19 protein-coding genes are annotated in these 21,000 nt (G+C 70.5%); 12 read left to right on the top strand and 7 right to left on the bottom strand.

Features of this window, described 5'->3' with window-relative positions:
• The first annotated feature begins 67 nt into the window (after positions 1 to 67).
• From EL340_RS05640 to EL340_RS05600, 9 genes are all read left to right on the top strand, one after another.
• The gene (locus tag EL340_RS05640) at positions 68 to 997 is read left to right on the top strand and encodes a phosphatidate cytidylyltransferase (RefSeq protein WP_126413800.1); all 930 of its coding nucleotides are present in this window, start codon (positions 68 to 70) and stop codon (positions 995 to 997) included.
• Between the two features lie 72 nt (positions 998 to 1,069).
• Positions 1,070 to 2,332: a dual-specificity RNA methyltransferase RlmN gene (gene rlmN / locus EL340_RS05635; RefSeq protein ID WP_126413799.1), complete on the top strand. Its 1,263-nt coding sequence runs from the start codon at positions 1,070 to 1,072 to the stop codon at positions 2,330 to 2,332.
• Complete coding sequence (locus EL340_RS05630; protein ID WP_126413798.1) at positions 2,329 to 2,874, top strand: DivIVA domain-containing protein; 546 nt, start codon at positions 2,329 to 2,331, stop codon at positions 2,872 to 2,874. Before rlmN ends, EL340_RS05630 begins: the two co-directional genes overlap by 4 nt.
• Before the next feature lie 40 nt (positions 2,875 to 2,914).
• Positions 2,915 to 4,216: a 1-deoxy-D-xylulose-5-phosphate reductoisomerase gene (gene dxr, locus EL340_RS05625; protein WP_126413797.1), complete on the top strand. Its 1,302-nt coding sequence runs from the start codon at positions 2,915 to 2,917 to the stop codon at positions 4,214 to 4,216.
• Complete coding sequence (locus EL340_RS05620; RefSeq protein ID WP_126413796.1) at positions 4,213 to 5,547, top strand: M50 family metallopeptidase; 1,335 nt, start codon at positions 4,213 to 4,215, stop codon at positions 5,545 to 5,547. The genes dxr and EL340_RS05620 overlap by 4 nt, the downstream gene beginning before the upstream one ends.
• Before the next feature lie 148 nt (positions 5,548 to 5,695).
• A complete protein-coding gene (ispG, locus tag EL340_RS05615; protein WP_126413795.1) occupies positions 5,696 to 6,877 on the top strand; it encodes a flavodoxin-dependent (E)-4-hydroxy-3-methylbut-2-enyl-diphosphate synthase in 1,182 nt (393 codons plus the stop codon).
• Positions 6,878 to 6,926: 49 nt separating this feature from the next.
• Positions 6,927 to 7,916: a GNAT family N-acetyltransferase gene (locus tag EL340_RS05610; protein WP_126413794.1), complete on the top strand. Its 990-nt coding sequence runs from the start codon at positions 6,927 to 6,929 to the stop codon at positions 7,914 to 7,916.
• 115 nt (positions 7,917 to 8,031) lie between these two features.
• Positions 8,032 to 8,322, top strand: a complete 291-nt coding sequence (locus EL340_RS05605; protein ID WP_126413793.1) for a hypothetical protein — start codon at positions 8,032 to 8,034, stop codon at positions 8,320 to 8,322.
• The gene (locus EL340_RS05600) at positions 8,319 to 9,695 is read left to right on the top strand and encodes a tripartite tricarboxylate transporter permease (RefSeq protein ID WP_126413792.1); all 1,377 of its coding nucleotides are present in this window, start codon (positions 8,319 to 8,321) and stop codon (positions 9,693 to 9,695) included. The genes EL340_RS05605 and EL340_RS05600 overlap by 4 nt, the downstream gene beginning before the upstream one ends.
• A gap of 121 nt (positions 9,696 to 9,816) precedes the next feature.
• Here the strand turns inward: EL340_RS05600 and EL340_RS05595 are convergent, their stop codons facing one another.
• The 5 genes from EL340_RS05595 to mvk all read right to left on the bottom strand — a co-directional run bounded on the left by EL340_RS05595 (position 9,817) and on the right by mvk (position 15,128).
• Positions 9,817 to 10,260, bottom strand: a complete 444-nt coding sequence (locus tag EL340_RS05595) for a hypothetical protein (protein ID WP_126413791.1) — start codon at positions 10,258 to 10,260, stop codon at positions 9,817 to 9,819.
• 566 nt (positions 10,261 to 10,826) lie between these two features.
• Positions 10,827 to 11,948, bottom strand: coding sequence for a type 2 isopentenyl-diphosphate Delta-isomerase (fni, locus tag EL340_RS05590; protein ID WP_126413790.1), 1,122 nt, complete (start codon positions 11,946 to 11,948; stop codon positions 10,827 to 10,829).
• Positions 11,945 to 13,147 (bottom strand): phosphomevalonate kinase, encoded by a 1,203-nt coding sequence (locus tag EL340_RS05585; RefSeq protein ID WP_232023238.1) that lies wholly within the window; start codon positions 13,145 to 13,147, stop codon positions 11,945 to 11,947. The genes fni and EL340_RS05585 overlap by 4 nt, the downstream gene beginning before the upstream one ends.
• Complete coding sequence (mvaD, locus tag EL340_RS05580; RefSeq protein ID WP_126413789.1) at positions 13,144 to 14,169, bottom strand: diphosphomevalonate decarboxylase; 1,026 nt, start codon at positions 14,167 to 14,169, stop codon at positions 13,144 to 13,146. Before mvaD ends, EL340_RS05585 begins: the two co-directional genes overlap by 4 nt.
• Positions 14,166 to 15,128, bottom strand: coding sequence for a mevalonate kinase (gene mvk, locus EL340_RS05575; RefSeq protein WP_126413788.1), 963 nt, complete (start codon positions 15,126 to 15,128; stop codon positions 14,166 to 14,168). Before mvk ends, mvaD begins: the two co-directional genes overlap by 4 nt.
• 259 nt (positions 15,129 to 15,387) lie before the next feature.
• Here mvk and EL340_RS05570 point away from each other — a divergent pair, with 259 nt between their 5' ends.
• Positions 15,388 to 17,223 carry a proline--tRNA ligase gene (locus EL340_RS05570; protein ID WP_126413787.1) on the top strand — a complete coding sequence of 612 codons (1,836 nt, stop codon included), beginning with the start codon at positions 15,388 to 15,390 and terminating at the stop codon, positions 17,221 to 17,223.
• A 511-nt stretch (positions 17,224 to 17,734) separates the two neighbouring features.
• Here EL340_RS05570 and EL340_RS05565 read toward each other — a convergent pair.
• On the bottom strand, positions 17,735 to 17,971 hold the full coding sequence (locus EL340_RS05565) for a hypothetical protein (protein WP_126413786.1): 237 nt from the start codon (positions 17,969 to 17,971) through the stop codon (positions 17,735 to 17,737).
• A gap of 1 nt (position 17,972) precedes the next feature.
• A complete protein-coding gene (locus tag EL340_RS05560; protein ID WP_232023237.1) occupies positions 17,973 to 19,043 on the bottom strand; it encodes a Tat pathway signal protein in 1,071 nt (356 codons plus the stop codon).
• A 132-nt stretch (positions 19,044 to 19,175) separates the two neighbouring features.
• Between EL340_RS05560 and EL340_RS05555 the strand changes: the two genes are divergently transcribed.
• Positions 19,176 to 19,694, top strand: coding sequence for a ribosome maturation factor RimP (locus EL340_RS05555; protein ID WP_126413785.1), 519 nt, complete (start codon positions 19,176 to 19,178; stop codon positions 19,692 to 19,694).
• A gap of 196 nt (positions 19,695 to 19,890) precedes the next feature.
• Positions 19,891 to 20,931 carry a transcription termination factor NusA gene (gene nusA, locus EL340_RS05550; RefSeq protein ID WP_126413784.1) on the top strand — a complete coding sequence of 347 codons (1,041 nt, stop codon included), beginning with the start codon at positions 19,891 to 19,893 and terminating at the stop codon, positions 20,929 to 20,931.
• The last annotated feature ends 69 nt before the right edge of the window (positions 20,932 to 21,000 follow it).

Here is a 21,000-nt window from a genome sequence, read left to right as displayed (position 1 = left end):
CCCCGGGAGCCGCCGAGCCTGTGCGCGCCGGTATCCCGCCCCTGTCCCGCCGACCCCTGTGAGCCCCGTGACGACCCTGCTGAACCCGCGCCCCACGCGCAACCACGACCCCCTGCCCGCCACCGGGCGGGCAGGGCGCAACCTGCCCGCCGCCGTCGGGGTGGCGGTTGTCCTCATCGCCGTGGTCCTGGGATCCCTGGTCTTCTACAAGGTCATCTTCGTGGGCGTCGCCGTGCTGGCCGTCTGCGGGGCGCTGTGGGAGCTGGCGGCGGCCTTCGCCCGCAAGAGCATCCGCCTGCCGCTGGCGCCCCTGTGGCTGGGGACCCTGGGCATCTCCGTGTGCGCCTGGGAGCTGGGAGCGGAGGCGGCCTTCGGGGCCTACGTGGCCACCGCCGGAGCCTGCGTCCTGTGGAGCTTCATGGACCAGGCGGAGGCGGAGACCGGCACCGTCCTGGAGCAGGCCGGCCACGACATCCCCCGCACCGAGGCCCACGACGAGGTCCGGCGCTCCCGCTCCAGCGCCGCTGCCGCCTCGGTCTTCGCCGCCACCTACCTGCCCTACCTGGCCGGCTTCGCCGTCCTGCTCCTGGTCCAGGATCACGGAGTGGGAAAAGTCATGATGCTCATCGCCCTGGCGGCCGCCAACGACACCGGCGGGTGGCTCGCGGGCATCACCTTCGGCCGCCATCCCCTGGCCCCCTCGGTCTCGCCCAAGAAGTCCTGGGAGGGAGTCATGGGCTCGCTTCTCGCGGCTGTGGCCACCGGGGCCGGGTGCGTGTGGGCCATCGGCGGCCCCTGGTGGGCCGGGGCCGCGCTGGGCGCCTGCACCGTGATCGTCTCCACCCTGGGTGACCTGGGGGAGTCCCTGCTCAAGCGCGACCTGGGGCTCAAGGACATGGGCACCCTCCTGCCCGGACACGGAGGAATCATGGATCGGCTCGACTCCATCCTCGTGGCCGCTCCACTTGTCTACGCCTTCACCCTCCTGGTGAAATAGGGACTGCATGCCGCACCCACCCCTATCGACCAGCCCGGCCCTCCCCAGCCCCGGGACACGAGGAGCACGAGCGTGAGTCCTTCGCGAGTACAGCAGCGCCACCGGCGCCCGCAGCCCGTCAGCATCACCGGGCGGCCGGCTCACGGGCAGGTTCAGGTCATGCCCACCGACCAGCCGCCGGAGGGAGCCACCAGCCCCGACGCCAGGCCGCGACTCTCCTTCGCCGTACCGGCGGCGCGCGGCAAGGCTCCCCGTCACCTGGCCGATCTCGACCTGGCCGGGCGCAAGGCAGCCTGCAAGGACTCGGGACTGCCCTCCTTCCGGGCCGATCAGCTCTCCCGCCACTACTTCACGCACTTCACCCGCGACAGCGCGGACATGACCGACCTGCCCGCCTCCCAGCGCGAGCAGCTGTGCGCCGAACTGCTGCCCGAGCTCATCACCCCGGTGCGCGCTCTGCGCGCCGACGGCGGACGCACCATCAAGCACCTGTGGGAGCTGCACGACGGCGTCCGCGTCGAGAGCGTCCTCATGCGCTACAAGGACCGCACCACCCTGTGCGTGTCCTCCCAGGCCGGCTGCGGCATGGCCTGCCCCTTCTGCGCCACCGGACAGATGGGCCTGACCCGCAACCTGTCCACCGCGGAGATCGTCGAGCAGGTGCGCCACGCCGCTCAGACCTCCGCCGCCGGCGACCTGACCGTGGGGCCGGCGCGCCTGTCCAACGTGGTCTTCATGGGCATGGGCGAGCCGATGGTCAACTACAAGAACGTCGTCGGCGCCCTCCATCGGCTCATTGACCCGGCCCCCGAGGGCTTCGGCATGTCGGCCCGCGGCATCACGGTCTCCACGGTGGGGCTGGTCCCCCTCATCCGCCGGCTCGCCGGCGAGGGCCTGCCGGTGACCCTGGCCGTCTCCCTGCACGCCCCCGACGACGAGTTGCGCGATGAGCTCATCCCCGTCAACTCCAAGTGGAAGGTCGGCGAGCTGCTCGACGCCGCCCACGACTACTTCCTGGCCACCGGTCGACGCGTGTCCATCGAGTACGCGCTCATCAAGGACATGAACGACCACGCCTGGCGCGCCCAGCTGCTCGCCGACGAGCTCAACCGCAGGGACACCGGATGGGCCCATGTCAACCCCATCCCGCTCAACCCGACGCCGGGCTCCATCTGGACCTGCTCGGAGGTTGCGGTTCAGGATATGTTCGTCGACACGCTTCGGCGTGCCGGAATTACCACGACAGTGCGAGACACTCGAGGCAGCGACATCGACGGTGCCTGCGGTCAGCTCGCGACCGAGGTACTCAACCAGGAGAGGGCTAAGACGACATGAGCGACATGTTCCCCAAGTCAGCGCTCCTGCGACCGGGCTACCGCCCCGAGCAGGTCGACCGCTACTTCGAGACGGCTCACGAGATCTATGACGCCGGTGAGCTCGACGAGATGGACTCCGAGGGCGTGCGTACCGTCGCCTTCGACGTGGTCCTGCGCGGCTACCAGCCCCAGGCCGTGGACGCCGCCCTCGACCGGCTCGAGGCCGCCTTCCTTCAGCGCCGGCGCGCCGCCTTCGTGGCCAAGAAGGGCCGTCAGGCCTGGATGGACCAGGTCACCCAGCTCGCCACCACCCTGTACCCGCGCCTCCTGCGCCCCGCCGGCGAGCGCTTCGCCCCGGCCTCCGGGCAGGGGTACGACAAGACCGACGTCGACGCCCTCATGGACCGCATCGCCGGCTACTTCGACTCCGACACCACCCTGACCTCCAGTGAGGTGCGCGGGGCGGTCTTCCGTCGGGCACGCGGCAGCAAGGCCTACGGGGAGCCCAGCGTCGACCGCTACCTGGCGCGCGTCGTCGAGGTGCTCCTGTCCGTCGAGTGAGTCGAGAGAGTCACGTAGGTCCCGAGGAAACCCGCCGCCCATGACCGGCCACGCACCGTCACGTTCCCATTCCCCCCAGTCCCCCAGGCGACTGGTTCTGCTCGGATCCACCGGGTCGATCGGCACCCAGACCCTCGAGGTCCTCTCCCGCCTGGGGAAGCACGCCCCGCGAGTGGTCGCCCTGGCCGCCGGCGGATCGCGCCTGGAGCTCCTGGCCCGCCAGGCCATCACCTGGGAGGTCCCCGTCCTGGCCGTCACCGGCGGGGGAGAGGACCTCTCCGACCGCCTGCGCGACGCCCTGGCGGCCGCGGCCGCCGAGGCCGGTCGCCCCGACCCGGTCACCACGATCCTCACCGGTCCCGACGCCGCTACGACGGCGGTCGAGGCCGCCGGTCTCGGGCCCGAGGACACGGTCGTCAACGGCATCACGGGCTCCGTGGGCCTGCTGCCCACGCTGGCCGCCCTGCGCAGCGGGGCTCGCCTGGCCCTGGCCAACAAGGAGTCCCTCGTCGTCGGGGGAGCACTGGTCCGCCAGTCACTCACCCGACCCGGCCAGGTCGTCCCCGTCGACTCCGAGCACTCCGCCATCGCCCAGGCGCTGGCCAGCGGCCGTCACGAGAAGGGACTGACCAGCACCGTCATCAGCGGTCACAGCGAGGTGCGCCGGCTGGTCCTGACCGCCTCGGGCGGCCCCTTCCGCGGCAGGAGCCGCGCCGAGCTCACGGGGATCGGTGCGGCCGCCGCCCTCAACCATCCCACCTGGGACATGGGGCCAGTGGTGACCATCAACTCCTCGACCCTCATCAACAAGGGGCTCGAGCTCATCGAGGCCCACCTCCTGTTCGACGTCGCCCCCGAGCAGATCGACGTCGTCGTCCACCCCCAGTCCGTCATCCACTCCATGGTCGAGTTCACCGACGGCGCCACCATCGCCCAGGCCTCGCCACCCGACATGCGCCTGCCCATCGCCCTGGGACTGACCTGGCCCGAGCGCCCCGACCTGTCCGGCCTGGTGGAGCCCAACCGCTGGAGCGAGCCGGTCAGCTGGGCCTTCGAGCCGCTGGACGGTGAGGTCTTCCCCGCCGTCGACCTGGCCCGCAGCGCCGTCGCGGCCTCACCCACCCACCCGGCCGTCCTCAACGCCGCCAACGAGCAGGCCGTCGCCGCCTTCCTGGCCGGTGGGCTCCAGTGGCTGGACATCGTCGAGATCGACGCGGCCGTCGTCGGCGAGCACGAGGGCCTTGCCGCCCCGAGCCTCGACGACGTCCTGGCCGCCGAGACCTGGGCGCGTACCCGCGCCGACGAGCTCATCGCGGCACGAAACGGAGGAACGCACTCGTGAGCACCACCCTGGCCTACATCCTGGGCATCGTCATCCTCGTCATCGGGATCGGTGTCTCGGTGGCCCTTCACGAGCTCGGGCACATGATCCCGGCCAAGAGGTTCGGGGTGAAGGTGCCCGAGTACTTCATCGGCTTCGGCCCGAGGATCTGGTCGGTCAAGCGCGGCGAGACCGAGTACGGCGTCAAGGCCATCTGGCTGGGCGGCTACGTCAAGCTCGTCGGCATGCTGCCACCGGCCAGACCCGGAAAGCCGGACCGACGACGCAAGGACGGCAGCCTCGGCATGGTCGGTGAGGCGCGCGCCGAGGCCCTCGAGGAGATCCAGCCCGGCGAGGAGCACCGCGCCTTCTACACTCTGAGCGTGCCCAAGAAGCTGATCGTCATGGCCGGGGGGATCCTCACCAACCTGCTCCTGGGGATCGTGCTCCTGGCCGTCGCCATCGGCGTGGTCGGCGTCCCGGGGCGCACGACGACGCTGGCGACCGTGGCGCCCTGCGTCTCGTCCAACATCGACGCGGACGCTCCCTGCCAGGACTCCGACCCGGTCGGGCCCGCCAGCGCAGCCGGCATCGAGGCCGGCGACCGGATCGTCTCCTGGGGCGGGGTCGAGGTCTCCACCTGGGAGGAGCTGCAGGCCCGGATCGCAGCCGGCGGAACGAGCCCCACCCAGGTCGTCGTCGAGCGCGACGGCGCGAGGCGCACCGTGACCGTCACCCCGGTCGAGGCCCAGCGGACCGTCCTCGACTCGCAGGGCTCTCCGGTCAAGGACGCCTCCGGCGCCGTGCGCACCGAGCCCCGCCCCTACGTGGGCATCGGTCCGTCCCTGGGAACCATTCCGCAGAGCCCGGCCAAGATACCGGGCCTCATCGGTCAGGCCATCGGCGGCACGGTCAAGGCGATCGCCACCCTTCCGGTCGGGCTCTACCACGCCGTCCAGGCCGGGCTGGGCATCGAGCAGCGCAGCGCCGACAGCGGGGTCGTGGGCCTGGTGGGCATGGGGCGCATGGCCGGACAGGCCACCAGCGGCGGCGCGGCCGGGGGCGGGGAGGTCCCCCTGTCGATGCGGGTCAGCAGCATGCTCATGCTGCTGGGCAGCCTCAACCTGGCGCTGTTCGCCTTCAACCTGGTGCCGCTGCTGCCCCTGGACGGCGGGCACGTGGCCGGAGCCTGCTGGGAGGGGATCCGGCGCATGATCGCCAAGGCGCAGGGGAAGCCCGACCCGGGACCGGTGGACACCGCCAAGATGCTGCCACTCGGTCAGGTCGTCTTCGGCCTGCTCGTCGTCATGGCCCTGGTCCTGGTGTGGGTGGATATCGCGGCCCCACTGTGAGGCCAGTGCCGGTCGGGCAGCCGGTCTGGCAGCTGGTCGAGCAGCCAGTTGGGTGACGAGCCGGCCGGCCAGGCGACCCGGTGCCGGCGGGAGCGATGCCACACGCCTGCGGTACAGGGCCGGGCGGGGCGGATGACATACTGGTCGGGTGACTGAAGCGATCGCTCTTGGCATCCCCACGATGCGTGCCCAGGCCCCGGTCCTGGCACCGCGCCGACCGACCCGCAAGATCAAGGTCGGCAGCCTCAACGTCGGTGGAGACGCCCCCATCACGGTGCAGTCGATGACCACCACGAAGACCCACGACATCGGCGCCACGCTCCAGCAGATCGCCGAGCTGACGGCCTCGGGGTGCGACATCGTCCGCGTGGCCTGTCCCACTGACAAGGACGCCGAGGCGCTGCCGATCATCGCCAAACAGTCGCGCATCCCCGTCATCGCGGACATCCACTTCAACCCCAAGTACGTCTTCGCCGCCATCGAGGCGGGCTGCGGCGCCGTGCGCGTCAACCCCGGCAATATCCGCAAGTTCGACGACCAGGTCGCCGACATCTGCAAGGCAGCATCCGACGCCGGCGTCTCCCTGCGCATCGGTGTCAACGCCGGCTCCCTCGACAAGCGCCTGCTCAAGAAGTACGGCAAGGCTACCCCCGAGGCCCTCGTGGAGTCGGCCACCTGGGAGGCCGGGCTGTTCGAGGAGAACGACTTCCACGACTTCAAGATCTCCGTCAAGCACCACGACGTCGTCACCATGGTGCAGGCCTACCGGCTCCTGTCCGAGGCCGGCCGGTGGCCCCTCCACCTGGGGGTGACCGAGGCCGGTCCCGCCTTCCAGGGCACCATCAAGTCCTGCGCCGCCTTCGGCACCCTGCTTGCCGAGGGGATCGGCGACACCATCCGCGTCTCCCTGTCCGCGCCCCCGGTCGAGGAGGTCAAGGTGGGCACCAAGCTCCTGGAGTTCATGGGGCTGCGGGACCGCCAGCTCGAGATCGTCTCCTGCCCCTCCTGCGGGCGGGCCCAGGTCGACGTGTGGACCCTGGCCGAGGAGGTGGAGGCCGGGCTCAAGAAGGTCACCGCGCCGTTGCGCGTGGCCGTCATGGGCTGTGTCGTCAACGGCCCCGGTGAGGCCCGTGAGGCCGACCTGGGCTGCGCCTCGGGCAACGGCAAGGGCCAGATCTTCGTGCGCGGACAGGTCGTCGAGACCGTCCCCGAGGACCAGGTTGTCGAGACCCTCCTCAAGCATGCCGAGGTCATGGCCGCCGAGATGGCCGAGGAGCTCGGCGAGGAGGCCCTGGCCGGTACCAGCCCCATGGTCTCCGCCGCCGGCTGAGGGCCGTCGAGGGCGGGGCGCGCCGAGCGCCCGCCCGGGCCTGACGGGTATGAGCTTCCTGCGGCACCGCGATCACGGGCGCGCCCAGCGCAGCGCCGACCGCCTGACACCGGTCCCCGCCGATCAGGTGTCGGGGGTCATGTCGCTGTGCGCCCTCGATCCGGTCAGCGCCGTGAGCCTCGTCCAGCAGATGCAGCGCTGGTCTCGCTGGGGACGCGGCGACGTCGTCGCCGTCGGAGGCCTGGCCCGCCCCGTCGCGGCGGCCTGGTCGGTCGGATCGCTCATGCCCTTCGGGCTGGCCGGGCGCCCGGAGCACGGTCTGCGAGCCGCGGACCCCGGTGAGATCTGGGCACTGGCCGAGCACGCTGGACCACGCCTGTCGAGGCGCGGATCAGTCTCGGGGCCCGCCGGGGACGTCGCCGCCGTCTGGGGCGGACTCAGTGAGCAGGGACAGCGCTCCCGCCAGGAGCGCTGGAGGCAACCGGTCCTCGCCGCGCCCCACACGGGCGGGGGACTGGCCAGTGCGCACCTGCGCCGCCGTCCCTCCCTGTCCTGGGTGGGACGGTCGGTCCGCCTCGCCCGGCCGGACGAGACCGGGTTGGTACTGCCCGCCTCGGTGGACATGTTCAGCGGCGAGCTCGGCTACGACCCCACCGCCGACGGCCCCGGATACAGCCGCCACGTCAGCTGGCTCGTCGAACAGGGACGCAGCTACATCGTCCTCGACGACGGCGCGGGTCATCCGACCCGACCCGGCTCGCCCCGAGCCGTGGCCTTCAAGGCCGATGTCGGGGCCCTGTGGCGCTCCCCGAGCGGCGGCGTGGCCCAGCTGACCGGAGTGTGGACGCGCCCCGACCTGCGTGGGCGAGGAGTCGGGGCGGCGGCTCTGGCCGGGGTGGTTGACGCCGTGCGTCGGGATCATGTCGGGGCCGACGGCGTCGTGAGCCTCTACGTCAACGACTACAACGCTCCCGCCCTGGCGCTCTACCGGTCCCTGGGGTTCGAGCAGGTGGGGCTGTTCGCCACCGTGCTCCTGTAAACGTCTTCCCGCCGGATCGCGGGGCCGCGCGATAGCGTTTTGTTACGCGGCGCCTTCAAATCCATGGTGAACAACATATGGAGCCCCTCGGGAAACTCGCCTACGATCACCAACCGTGCGTAGTATGGACGAAGTCGACTCCGAAAGCACGGAGCGTCAGAATAATATTGAGGTCTGGAACGACCTCGTCTCACCCAGGGATCTGCTTATCTGTCTGCTGATTTCGGCGGCGTGCGTCGTCGCGGCGGTGATTTCCTCCGCATATTTCGGAGGTAAACCGTTGTTCTGGGGGCTGGGGGCCTCCACGGTCGGTTTTACCGTCTGCTGCTTTCTGGTGACCCCCAAGCGCGAGGTCACCATTGTCGACGAGCTGAGCGCCGGCGCGAGTGAAGGAGGAGACCAGTGACTGCGAGCCTTCTCCTCATGATGGTGGCTGCCATCCTGGCGGCCGTGGTCCTGTACACCTTCATCGGGTTCATCCCCGGCACCGATGAGACGGGGGTGCTCGCTCCCGTCACCCTGGCGATCATCCTGGCGGGGGCGCCACCGCACGTGGTGCTCGCCTTCTTCATCTCCGCGGTGGTGACACTCAACCTCATGAACGGGATCCCGACGGCGCTGGTGGGCCTTCCCGGCGGGGTGATGTCCGCTCCGCTCATGGATCACGCCATGGTCCTGCGCAACAAGGGCCTGGCCTCCGACACCATCCGGAAGATGGCGGTGGGATCGGCCATCGGAACGCTCATCTCCATTCCCTTGAGCTTCCTTCTTGCCGGCCTGCTACTGCCGATGGCCGACTGGATCAAGACCAATTCCGACATCGTTCTGGCAGCAGGTGCGGTAGTTCTGGCACTGCTCGGCAAGAACCGCATTCTCTCCCTGGTGTCGATTATCCCGATGGCACTGCTGTTCCAGGCGCTTCCAGCGCTTTACCGGGGCGCGGGAATTATTCCGGAGAAGGCCAGCGTCAACACCTCGTTCTTCCTCGGGATCACCGTGGGACCCATGCTCCTGACTCTTCTTGAGCTGCTTAACGCCAAGCGTCGCGAGGCGCTGCCGCACGGGGACCGCACCAAGGCCGAGCTGCTGCGCTCCGGCTTCGGCCGGCAGGCCCTGTGGCCGGGCCGCCTCATCACAAGGTCCGAGGGGTGGTGGAGCGCCGCGATGGCCGCCGCCTCCACCCCGCTGTTCATCCTCAGCCCGGTGGGCCTGACCTTCCTGCTGGGTGAGGCCTCCGTGGCCCGCCAGAACGAGGACCGGGTGCCCCGGGCCCAGCGCGCGGTCACGGTCATGAGCGCCCTGACCCACTCCACCTACCTGGCCGGCGTCATCATCCCGCTGGTGGCGCTCGGGGTCCCGATCTCCGGGGTGTCCGTCGGCCCCGCCGGGCCGCTGTTCAACGCGGGCTCCGTCTACACCAAGGAGCGCAACCTGCACCACGTGCTGGACCTTCCCTGGTTCATCATCACCGTGAGTCTCGGGGCCCTCATCGCGGTCGCGATCACCTACGTCATCGCGGTGCGCTGGTCGTCGCAGATCACCTACTTCGTCATGCGGCGAATTCCCCACGAGGCGGTGCTGGCGCTGTTCGTCGCCTTCGTCCTCCTGCTGGCCTACATCGACGCCGATCAGCATGCGGGCCTGGCCAACGTCTTCGGGGTCCTGCTCGTCGGAGTCGTGTGCGGGTCGCTCAACCGGCTGGGGGTCTCCTACGGCGTTCAGTTCATGTCGCTCTACGCCGCCCCCGGCATCGTCAAGGCGCTGGCCGCCCTGGCCTGAGCGGACCTGCAACGGGAGGCGGCGGAGGCCGGGGACGGGCCTCCGCCGCACGCCTGTTGTGATCTGCCGAACGAGACTTGGTCGCTGAGTCGTACCGAGCACCGGCAGAACGCCGATCGGGTCAGTCCGTCACCTCAACGGACATGCCCGCCAGTTGGAACAGCTTCGTCAGCTCCTGCTGTCCGAGCCATCCGTCCGGGTCGGTGGCGCCGCTGTGCTTCTTCTGGAAGCCGGTGGTTCCGCCATAGCCGCTGGAGCCGTCGCCGACTGTCGACGTTCCGTAGTGGCCATCGACGTACTGAGACTGGAGCCACTCGGTACGGGCGAGCGCAGTCTCACGGGTGAAGACCTCGTCGCCGTAGGGGCCGACCGGAGTACCGTCCTTCTCGGGATCGGTGTACCGGGCCTCTCTGAGATGGGACACCGAGACCGAGCTGACCAGCTTGGGCTCGCTGCCGTTGCTGACCCCGACATCGGGTAGGCCGGGCTTGACGTGGATCTGGGTAGAGTCGAGTGACGCCGGCCAAGTGGCCTCCTCCTTGAGGAAGACATGAACGTGATCCACATGATTCGCCGAGATGGATCCCCGGTCTTCCCCGAACGCCATGTTCCCGGGTGCGTGTACCCCCAGAACTCCGGGCGCGGAGCAGAGTCTCGACTGAAGATAATGCCTTTGATTCTCAGCTCATCGGCGTGGCTGATGAGCCAGTCCACGAAGGCCCTTCCGGCGGCGAGCTCGGCAGACGTGGGCGTCATTCCAGTGTCTGCGGTCACGATGACATCGATTGCCCGCCCGGTCCCGTGCTCATCGTTCTTCCCCGAGGGCTCGCGCCAGCCAGAGCCCACCCAGAGATACTGGTTAGCACCCGGCGACCTTTGGATGAGTTGGTGAAAGCCCTCGGCAACCTTCCTTGCTCCTGACTGCATCCTGTCGAGGTCGGTGGCCCAAAAGGGCGAGGTCCTTGCCCTTTCCCGTCCGGTCATGAGTCGTCCTTTCCGGTGTGATGTCGATGGATAGTGGCTTCTTGAGGAAACCGGTCCCGGGATCCCAAGGCGTCAGTAACAGCGGTGACCTCCTTGGATCCCGATATTCACACCATAAGGACCGAAAGGAAGAATAAAGGAGAGGGATCAATCCCCCTTGAACGGACTGATCGTGGGTGGAGAGGGCTCGCTGCGGTGCGCGAGCCGTTCCAGGTCGACGCCGAGCAGACGAGCCTGCTCGGCGGTGCGTCCGGTGACCAGCACGTCGGTGCGGCGCAGCTGGGGCACATCGGCCGCCCCCAGCAGGGTCATGAGCGTGCGCACGTGGTCGCTCCACGTGTGCAGCTCGCGGCGCAGCGCCTCGGGGCCCTCCTTGACCAGGGTACGCAGCACGTGCCCGGAGGCGCCGACGGCGCAGGCACCCAGGGCCAACGACCGGACGACGTCGAGCGGATTGCGCACTCCGCCGGAGGCCAGCACCGGCAGGCCGACCGGCTTCGGGCCCGCCAGCGACTCCAGCAGGCACAGTGCCGTCGGCTGCCCCCAGCCGATGAGGTAGGACAGGTCTCGTCGCGCTCGCCGCTCGTTCTCAATGGCGATGAAGTCCGTGCCGCCCGAACCGGCCACATCGACGGCCGCGACGCCGGCCCGCATGAGAGCCTCGATTGTCCGGCGTGAGAGCCCGAAGCCCACCTCCTTGACCACCACCGGGACGGGCACGGCCGCAACGATGGCGGAGATCGCCTCACTCCAGCCGGTGAAGTCTCGGTCGCCCTCGGGCATGACCAGCTCCTGGGCCGCGTTGAGGTGGATCTGCAGGGCGTTGGCCTCCAGCATCTCCACGGCCTGCACCGCCTCCTGGGGACTGACCGTCGGCCCGACGTTGCCCAGGACGAAGGCGCCCGGGGCCCGACGGCGGATGACCCGGAAGCCGTCGGCCCGCTCCGGGTCGCGCAGGGCCACGTGCTGGGAGCCGCAGGCGATCGCGACACCGGCGTCGGCGGCCGCCTCGGCCAGGTCGGCGTTGATCCGCGCCGTCGCCTGCGTTCCGCCGGTCATGGCGTTGATGTAGAAGGGGACCTCCCAGCGCGAGCCCAGGACGGTGGTGCCGATGTCGACCTGCTCGGCGCTGACACCCGGCAGGCTGTGATGGACGAAGGCGACGTCGTCGAAGGCGCCTGCGCGGTCCTGGCCGTGCAGGCGCATCGCCAGCTCCAGGTGCTCATCCTTGCGGGAGACCCGCTGCGAGGCGGTGGGCTCGTGGCTCATGAGGCGACCTTAGCGGGGGCGTCAGGAGACGTGCCCGTGGGGGAGTCGTGGGTGTGGACCGACAGCTCCAGGGGCCGGATGCCGGCGGCCTCCCAGGCCCCGCGCAGAGCGGCAAGGTCCGTGGTCGGTGGGCACAGGGCGATCCCGCAGTCCCCGCCGCCGGCTCCCGAGCTCTTGGCCGCCGCCCCGTACTCGCGCGCGATCTCGACCAGCCGCGTCAGGGCGGGGGTCTCGATGACCCGGCCACTGATCCGACTGAGCTGCCCCAGAAGCTCCCGGTTCTGCGTCACCCGGTGCATGATCCGGGCGACGTCGTCGGCCTCGATCGCCGTGGTGAGGGAGCCCAGGCAGTCCTGGCTGTCTCGTAGGAAGACGGCGTAGGCGTCGTCGGCCCCGTGAGCGCCAGCCTGGACGTCGGACACCAGGGCCGGGGTGGAGGCGGGAGTCCCGGTCCAGCCCACCTGAAGCCGCACGGAGGGCGCCGCCAGGCGACGCACACTCAGACCAGGCCAGTCGGCCTCCACCAGGTCGCTCATGGAGCCGGTGGCCTCCGCACGCCTGCGGGCCTCGCGCAACCAGGTGCGGTCGGGGGAGGCGTAGGCCACCCAGCCGGTGACGGCACTGGCCGCAATGTCACCCCCCGAGCCGATCGGCTGGATCGCGTCACTGGCCAGCATCGCCAGCTTGTAGACGCCCAGGTCATCAACCGGCAGCCCGTAGAGGCCCGCGACTGCACGCACCGTCGCCACCGTCACCGCCGACGACGAGCCCAGGCCCAGCTTGCGCCCGTCGGCCTCGTCCAGCTCGCTGGAGACATCCAGGTCGAAGGACCGCTGCCGGCCGCCCGCCTCAGCGACCAGCGCCTCGACGACGCGGATCGCTGAGATCACGTAGTCGTCATCTCCCGCGACCGCCTCGGCCAGACCGTCCTGTGGCCGGCGGCCCCAGGGCCGTGAGCCCGTGGCGTAGAACCGTGAGCTGATCGTGCCCGCACGCCCGTCGGTGGGGGAGTGAGCCGTAGAGGAGGGCTTGGAGGAGACTGTGGCGCGGACGGTGATGAAGCGGTCGACGGCGACCAGGACCGCGTGGTGACCGGGCTCGACGACCGCGTACTCCCCGGCGATGTAGAGCTTGCCCGGCGCCCTGCGCACCACGTCGTGCCCCGCACCGTGCACCACACTGTCGGCGCGCGAGGTCACGGCCCCTCCTCGATACGCACCCCGCCACCGGGGTACCTCGCCGAGACGGTGGTGCCGGGCAGACGGTCGCGCAGCGCAGCGGCGACCTCCTCGGCACGGGCGCCCTCGGTGAGCACCTTGACGTTGGGACCGGCATCGATCGTCGCCCAGACGGGCGCTCCCTCGTCGCGCATGGTGTGGATCGTGTGCAGCGCCGCCAGGGTCTGCGGCAGCCAGTAGACGATGCCCGGGCGGGCCGCGATCATCGTGGCGTGCATCCCCAGGGCGTTGGCCTCGACCACCTCCCCGAGACGCTTCAGGTCGCCCGCCCCCACCGCGTCGAGCGCCGCCTGAAGGTCCCTGCCGCTGGCCTCCACCCAGGCGGGGAAGAGGGGCGAGGTCGCCATGGTGGCCCGCATGGCCCGGGTCGAGCTGATGGGTTTGTACTTTTGTGAGAGCACGACGACGACCATCGCCAGGTCCATCGTGCAGGCGACCGGTTCGGCGTAGGAGGAGGCGTCGTCGTGGCCCGCGTGCCACGTCACCAGCCCGCCGAAGACGGAGCGGGTTGCTGAGCCCGACCCGCGCCGGGCCAGCCGGGAGAGGGCGCGGTCGTCGAGGTCCATGCCCGCGGCGCGGGAGGCCGCCGCCGCGAGCGCCGCGAAGCCCGCTGCCGAGCTCGCCAGCCCGGCCGCCAGGGGGACCGAGGCCCGGGAGGTGACGGTGGCCGGCGCCGTGACCCCCGAGCGGGCGCGTACCAGGTCGAGGAACCGACTCACCCGCGCCAGCTCCGTCTCACCGGGGCAGGTTCCGTTGATCGTCACTGAGTCCGCGGCTCCGTCCCCGCCGTCGAAGGAGACCGTCGTCGTGGTGCGGGTGCCCCCGAGGGTCAGGGACAGGCTCGAGGTGGCGGGAATCGCCAGTTCCTCGTCCGCCTTGCCCCAGTACTTGATGAGCGCGATGTTGGTGTTCGCGCTGGCCGTGGCGATCGGGACGGCGGCCGGGGAGGGGGCCGCGGCGACTTCGGGAGACGCGGGGCTCACTCGTCCACCTCGCTCAGGCGCATCCGGTGGCGCCACGTCGCCGCGGCACCGGCCTGCTCCAGGGCGGCGCGCACCCGGTGCGCGGCCGGCTCGCCGGTCACCAGGGCGATGACGCAGCCGCCGAGCCCTCCGCCGGTGAGCTTGGCGCCCAGGGCTCCGGCGCCGCGGGCGGCTTCGGTGAGGACATCGAGGACCGGCAGGCTCAGGCTGAGCTCGGCCAGCACCGTGTGCGCCTCGTCCATGGCCGCCCCGAGAGCCGGGGCGTCGGCCCGGTCCAGGGCCGTGATCGCCCTCTGGGTGAGCGTTCCCAGACGACTGATGCGCGGGCCGATGTTGTCGGGATCGCTCTCGTAGCGCTGGCGCAGGCCGCCGACGGCCTCGCGGGTGGAGCCATGGACCCCGGAGTCGGCGATGATGAGGAAGGCGTTCTCGATGCGCTGGCTCAAGGGCCGCATCTGCCCGCCCTGGAAGCGGATGGGGCACGGGGAGCAGGTGGCGGCGGCGTCGAGCCCCGAGGGCTTGCCGTGAGCGATCTGCTCGGCCATCTGCGTCAGTGCGAACAGGTCGTCGGGGCCGGCCTGGCGCCCGCAGGCGTCCAGAACAGCGCGGATGATCGCGCCGGCCGCCGCCGCCGACGAGCCGAGCCCCCGCTCGTGCGGGAAGTCGCTGACCGTGGTGATCTCGAAGGACTGGTCCAGGCGCCCGGAGAACTCCCGGGCCACCTCGAAGGCTCGCGCCACGCTGGCGAACCGGGCACCGGCCTGCTCCAGTGGGCCCGAGTAGTCCAGGCTGCTGAGCACGGAGGGCCCCGAGGTCGGGCTGGCCGTGGCCCGCATCCGCAGGTCCTGCAACGGTACGGCGACGGCGGGATGACCGTAGACCACGGAGTGCTCACCCAGAAGAATGGCCTTCGCCCACGTCTGGCCGTGTCCCTCACGAATGGAGGAGTGCCTGTCCATATGCTTCCTTGCCTGTGACCCGTGTCCGGGGGAGAGCGCGATGCGGGTCGGGTTCAGGGATAAGAGGGCCGATGAGCCCGTCGGTGGGAGGGAGCGTATCGGGCGCTTCTCGAGGGCCGCAAGTCCTACCTGACCAGCGTCGAGGCGCTTGATCCGTCCGCTGCGGAGTCGACGGGCCGCTGAGCCCGGATCGCGTGATTTCGCACGGCCCGGCGGGCTCCGTTGGGGCAGCGGCCGCAGACCCCGTAGGATCGCCCCCGTGCTGCACAGACTCTCCACCTCCTTCATCAGAACCCTGCGCGAGGACCCGGCCGACGCCGAGGTCGCCAGCCACCGGCTGCTCGTGCGCGCCTGCTACATCCGCCGGGCCGCGCCCGGGGTGTACACCTGGCTGCCGCTGGGCCTGCGGACGCTGCGCAAGATCGAGGGGGTCGTGCGCCAGGAGATGGATGCCATGGGCGGCCAGGAGGTCCACTTCCCGGCCCTCCTGCCGGCCGAGCCCTACCAGGCCACCGGACGCTGGGACGACTACGGCCCCACCCTGTTCAAGCTCCGCGACCGCAAGGACGGGGACTACCTGCTGGCCCCCACCCATGAGGAGATGTTCACCCTCGCGGTCAAGGACCTCTACTCCTCCTACAAGGACCTGCCGGCCACCGTCTACCAGATCCAGACCAAGTACCGTGACGAGGCCCGCCCCCGCGCCGGCATCATCCGCGGCCGCGAGTTCGTCATGAAGGACTCCTACTCCTTCGACATCGACGACGCCGGGCTGGCCGCCGCCTACCAGGCCCACCGAGACGCCTACGAGCGGATCTTCGCCCGCCTGGGCCTGGACTACGTCATCGTCAATGCCATGGCCGGCGCCATGGGCGGATCCCACTCCGAGGAGTTCCTCTACCCCTGCGAGATCGGGGAGGACACCTTCGTGCGCTCCTCGGGAGGCTACGCCGCCAACGCCGAGGCCGTCACCACCGTGGTCCCCGAGCCGGTGGACGCCTCCGGCACCGCTCCGGCCCGCGTCGTCGACACCCCCGACACGCCCACCATCGACTCCCTGGTCGACCTGTGCAACGAGGCCTACCCGCGCTCGGACGGGCGGGCCTGGACGGCCGCCGACACGCTCAAGAACGTCGTCGTCACCCTCATCCACCCCGGCGGTGAGCGCGAGCTGCTCGTCGTCGGCGTCCCCGGGGACCGCGACGTCGACATGAAGCGCCTGGAGGCAGCCGTCGCCCCCGCCGAGGTCGAGATGGCCGGAGACACCGACTTCGAGACCCACCCCGAGCTCGTGCGCGGCTACATCGGCCCCACCGCCATCGGCCCCAACTCGCCGCTGCGCCGGGTGGAGAGGCTCGAGGACGGCACCGAGGTCCTCACCGGCTCCGTGCGCTACCTCGTCGACCCTCGGATCGTGGAGGGCACCAGCTGGGTCACCGGCGCCAACACCGACAAGAAGCACGTCCTCGACCTGGTGATGGGCCGCGACTTCACCGCCGACGGCACCATCGAGGCCGCCGAGGTCCGCGAGGGCGACCCCGCTCCCGACGGCTCCGGCCCCCTCCACCTGGCCCGCGGCATCGAGATCGGCCACATCTTCGAGCTGGGGCGCAAGTACTCCCAGGCCCTGGGGCTGACCGTCCTGGACGAGAACGGCAAGGCCCGCGTGGTCACCATGGGCTCCTACGGCATCGGCGTCAGCCGCGTCATGGCGGCCCTGGCCGAGGCCAACCACGACGACAGGGGACTCGCCTGGCCCGTCCAGATCGCCCCCTACCACGTGCAGGTCCTGGCCACCGGCAAGGACCAGGCGGTCTTCGACGTCGCCGAGCAGATCGCCTCGGCCCTGGACGCCGAGGGCATCGAGGTCCTCTACGACGACCGCCGCAAGGTCTCCGCCGGTGTGAAGTTCGCCGACGCCGAGCTCCTCGGCCTGCCCTACACGCTCGTCGTCGGCCGCGACCTGGCCAAGGAGGGGACCGTGGAGATCCGCGACCGCCGCACCGGCGAGCGCCGCTCCGTGGCCGCCGACGCCGCGGCGGCCGAGCTCAGCACCACGGTCCGCGCCGCGCTGGAGGCCGCCCGGAGCCTCTAGGGCGTGTTGCGAAGAGAGAGATCTGAAGGGGAGCGGTCTTCGGGCCGCTGCCCGGTGATCAGCTCGTCGCGGACGCACCTTAAGTCCCGGTGTCTGCCCCTTGTAGGTTCCGAGTCCTCGGGTTCCAAGGTGTGTCCGCGACGCCTGACAGAGGTGTCCAACGGGCTCTAATCCACGAGCCTGGGGTCCTATTGGCCAGGGGGTGGGTGCACTGCACGGGGGTCCGGCCCGCGTGGAGTGCACCCGCACCTTGCCCAGTAGGACCCGGACCTCGTGCAGAGTGCTACGCACAGCGCTGCACCTCGGGCCTCACCACACCCACGACGAGCTCGTAGCGCCCGGCGGACAACACGAACTCCCGGGGCAGGCCTGGAACCATCACCGACACACGAGGCTCTCAGGACGAGCGGTCAGACACTCACCTCGCCGTGGAGCCTCACAGAGCCTGGTGACTTCCTCCTTGTGGGGCCATCGGGCTCCAAGTGCGTCCACGGATCCAAGTTCATGCCGTTCACCTCGGGGCCGCGTCGCCCTGGATATCGGTTAGGAGCTCCTCGGTCTCCTGTTGCTCGACCACGTGCTCGTGGGCCGGGTTGAAGACGTTGTCGATGGGGCCCAGGATGGCGCCGCGCGGATCGGGCCTGCGGCGCCGCCAGTAGATCCAGCCGTGACGCTCCATCCACAGGAAGAGCTGGTCCACGGCCACCAGGGCGGCGATGACGGCCAGGAGCACCAGGAGGATCCGCATGTCAGGCGGCGTATCCGGGCAGGGAGGAGAAGTCCGCGCCCCAGGCGGTGGCACGACGGGCGGCATCGACCGCGCCGGTGACGGCCGCCTCACGGGCCGGCGTGGAGGCCTTGGCGGAACCGGCCTCCTGCACCTCTCCCGACACGATGGCCGACCACACCTGCCGGGCCCAGGACACCTCCACGCTCACCTCGGGGTCGGAGGACTCGGTCGGGGCGGCGTAGGCGCCCAGCCGGGCATCCTCGCTGCCCGCTGCCACGGCGGCGTTGACGACGGAGGTCGCGGCCTTGGCGTCGTCGGCCGCCTGGGTGCGCTGAGGGTCATCGCTGCGCGCCGCGATCTCCTCCATGGCGTAGCGGGCCGCGTCGTAGGACGTCAGCAGGCCGGCACTGATCCTGCTGCCCTGAGCCACCTCCGCGCGCGGCGCGTCGGCCGAGCCCGCCTGAGCGAAGAGATCGTGCTGAAGGCTCCAGGCCACCGTCAGCGCGGTGAAGAGCCGGGCGTCCTGCTCCGAGGCGGCGCCGATCGCCGCCCGGCGAGCCATCGTCGATCCGTCGCCCAAGGACGTGGCCAGGTCCTGCGCGGTGGCATCGGCCGAGGCCGAAGGAACCGGGGCGACCGTGGGGTAGGAGGACGGGACCTGCGAGGCCCACGGCTCCCACACCCCGCCCAGGGTCTCGAGCTGGGCGTCGGCCGTCTGCTTGACCCCCTCGGCCAGAGCAGCCGTGGTGGCATCCGTGCCACCGGCCTGCGCGACCACGCCGGCCGTGGAGGAGATGAGCGCCGCCTGCCGGGCCAGGCCGTCACGAGTGGTCTCCGCCGCCGAGGCCGTCGGCAGGGACGCCGGCGAGCCCTTGCCCAGGCGCAGCCCGCAACCGCCCAGCGCGACCAGGGCCGATCCCAGGGCGAGCACCGCGGTGCGGCGCGTCATGCGACGGCTTGCGGCACCGACGTCGGAGCCTGCGGAGAGGCCGCCTCCGAGTCCGTTACCGAGCCTGTTGCGGATCCCGCCGCCGGAGGGCACCTGCGTGCCGCTCGTCTGGGCAGGTCGGGGAGAGCGAGGAGTCTTCACCCGGGAATCCTCCCACAGACGGCGGGTAGCATGATCCCGACCTTGACCACGACGACCACGACACCCCATCGACCACGTCGATCATGTTCGCCCGGGCCGCGCGCCCGGGCCCGCACAGGAGGTAGAACGACTATGGCGGCCCACGATCCGCACAAGCGCGCTGACGCGCTGGCCCGCAGCCTCACCGACCTGCTCACCCCCGTCGTCGCCGACGCCGGACTCCACCTCGAGGGCGTGGAGACCACCCGGGCGGGTCGGTACTCCGTCGTGCGCGTCCTGGTGGACCTGGTCGACGGTCCCGGAGACCTCGACATCGACGCCCTAGGGCCGGTGACCGCGGCCGTCTCGCAGGCCCTCGACGAGGCCGACCCCGTCAAGGGTCAGTACACCCTCGAGGTCTCCACCCCCGGAGCCGAGCGTGAGCTGAGCACCCTGCGTCACTTCAGGCGTGCCGTTGGTCATAGTGCCCGGGTGCGCGCGGCCGACGAGGAGCTCACCGGCGTCGTCACAGGGGCCGATCCCGACAGTGACGCCAATGACGCCAGCGAGGGCAACGGCGGCGGCCTGGTGAGGATTGAGGTCGACGGCGTCGAGCGGAGCATCGCCCTGGAGGACATCACCGCGGCGCAGATGGTGGTGGTCGGGCCCTAGGGCCGAGCAACAGGCCGAGGCTTATAAGATGCCTCCGGCGGATAGTGTCCGGGAATAATGTATGTCCTGATAACTGATAGAAGGTTGACGGACCGGCCCGGAACGACGTGATGGACCATCCGGCCCGTCACGGGCTAACGTCGACGGGGAGCCCAGCGCACACCCGCCCAGCGGACCAGAGAGGACCCAAGGACCCATGGACATCAATATGCCGGAGCTGCGAGGCGCTGCCGACGAGCTGGGCATTGACCTGGACAACCTGCTTCCCGCTATCGAGGACGCCATCCTGGGTGCCTACTCCAAGGTCCCCGGAGCCATCCGGGGCGCCCACGTCGAGATCGACCGCCGCACCGGGCACATGAGCGTCCTGGCCCCGGAGGTCGACGAGGACGACCAGCCCACGGGGGAGTACTTCGACGACACCCCCGACGATTTCGGCCGCATCGCCCAGGCAACCGCCCGCAGCGTCATCGTCCAGCGCATCCAGGACCGCCGCGACTTCGAGGTCCTGGGAGCCTTCAAGGACAAGACCGGCGAGCTGATCTCCGGCACCGTCGAGCAGGGACGCGATCCCCGCATCGTCTACGTGCGCCTGGACGAGGAGCACGAGGGCATCATGCCTCCCCACGAGCAGGTCCCCGGAGAGCGCTACCGCCACGGCGACCGCGTGCGCGCCTACGTCACCGACGTCTCCCGCGGTACCCGCGGCGCCCAGATCATCCTCTCCCGCACCCACCCCGGCCTGGTGCGCAAGCTCTTCGAGCGCGAGGTCCCCGAGATCTCCTCGGGCGACGTCGAGATCGTCTCGGTGGCCCGCGAGGCCGGCCACCGCACCAAGATGGCCGTGCGCTCCAAGGTCCGCGGCGTCAACGCCAAGGGAGCCTGCATCGGCCCCATGGGGCAGCGGGTGCGCGCGGTCATGACCGAGCTCGGTGGTGAGAAGATCGACATCGTGGATTATTCCGAGGACCCGGCGCGTTTCATCGCCAACGCCCTGTCGCCGGCCCGAGTGGCCGCCGTAGGCGTCATCGACGCCGAGGAGCGCACCGCCCGCGCCGTCGTCCCCGACTTCCAGCTCTCCCTGGCCATCGGCAAGGAGGGGCAGAACGCCCGGCTGGCCGCCCGCCTGACCGGCTGGAAGATCGACATCCACGCCGACGCCGAGTCCGGCGAGATCACCCCGGGACAGGGCTCCCAGTCCGACGACGTGACAGGTGCCTCAGGGCTGGTCGACTGAACCGACCTGCGCGGGGATGTAGACTTTCCGGCGGACCTTTGCGGGTCCCGCACCGGGATCTCCCGGATG

This window comes from Actinomyces viscosus (genome assembly GCF_900637975.1).
In the GTDB taxonomy this organism is placed as follows: domain Bacteria; phylum Actinomycetota; class Actinomycetes; order Actinomycetales; family Actinomycetaceae; genus Actinomyces; species Actinomyces viscosus.
Note: the sequence above shows the minus strand (reverse complement) of the source record. Positions and strands in the feature narration are given on the sequence as shown.

What these genes read in the sequence shown, in the direction of transcription:
- EL340_RS05630 (WP_126413798.1), top strand. Translation starts at nt 2,329, where the DNA reads ATGAGCGACATGTTCCCCAAGTCAGCGCTCCTGCGACCGGGCTACCGC.
- dxr (WP_126413797.1), top strand. Translation starts at nt 2,915, where the DNA reads ATGACCGGCCACGCACCGTCACGTTCCCATTCCCCCCAGTCCCCCAGG.
- EL340_RS05610 (WP_126413794.1), top strand. Translation starts at nt 6,927, where the DNA reads ATGAGCTTCCTGCGGCACCGCGATCACGGGCGCGCCCAGCGCAGCGCC.
- fni (WP_126413790.1), bottom strand. Translation starts at nt 11,948, where the DNA reads ATGAGCCACGAGCCCACCGCCTCGCAGCGGGTCTCCCGCAAGGATGAG.
- mvk (WP_126413788.1), bottom strand. Translation starts at nt 15,128, where the DNA reads ATGGACAGGCACTCCTCCATTCGTGAGGGACACGGCCAGACGTGGGCG.
- EL340_RS05565 (WP_126413786.1), bottom strand. Translation starts at nt 17,971, where the DNA reads ATGCGGATCCTCCTGGTGCTCCTGGCCGTCATCGCCGCCCTGGTGGCC.
- EL340_RS05555 (WP_126413785.1), top strand. Translation starts at nt 19,176, where the DNA reads ATGGCGGCCCACGATCCGCACAAGCGCGCTGACGCGCTGGCCCGCAGC.
- nusA (WP_126413784.1), top strand. Translation starts at nt 19,891, where the DNA reads ATGGACATCAATATGCCGGAGCTGCGAGGCGCTGCCGACGAGCTGGGC.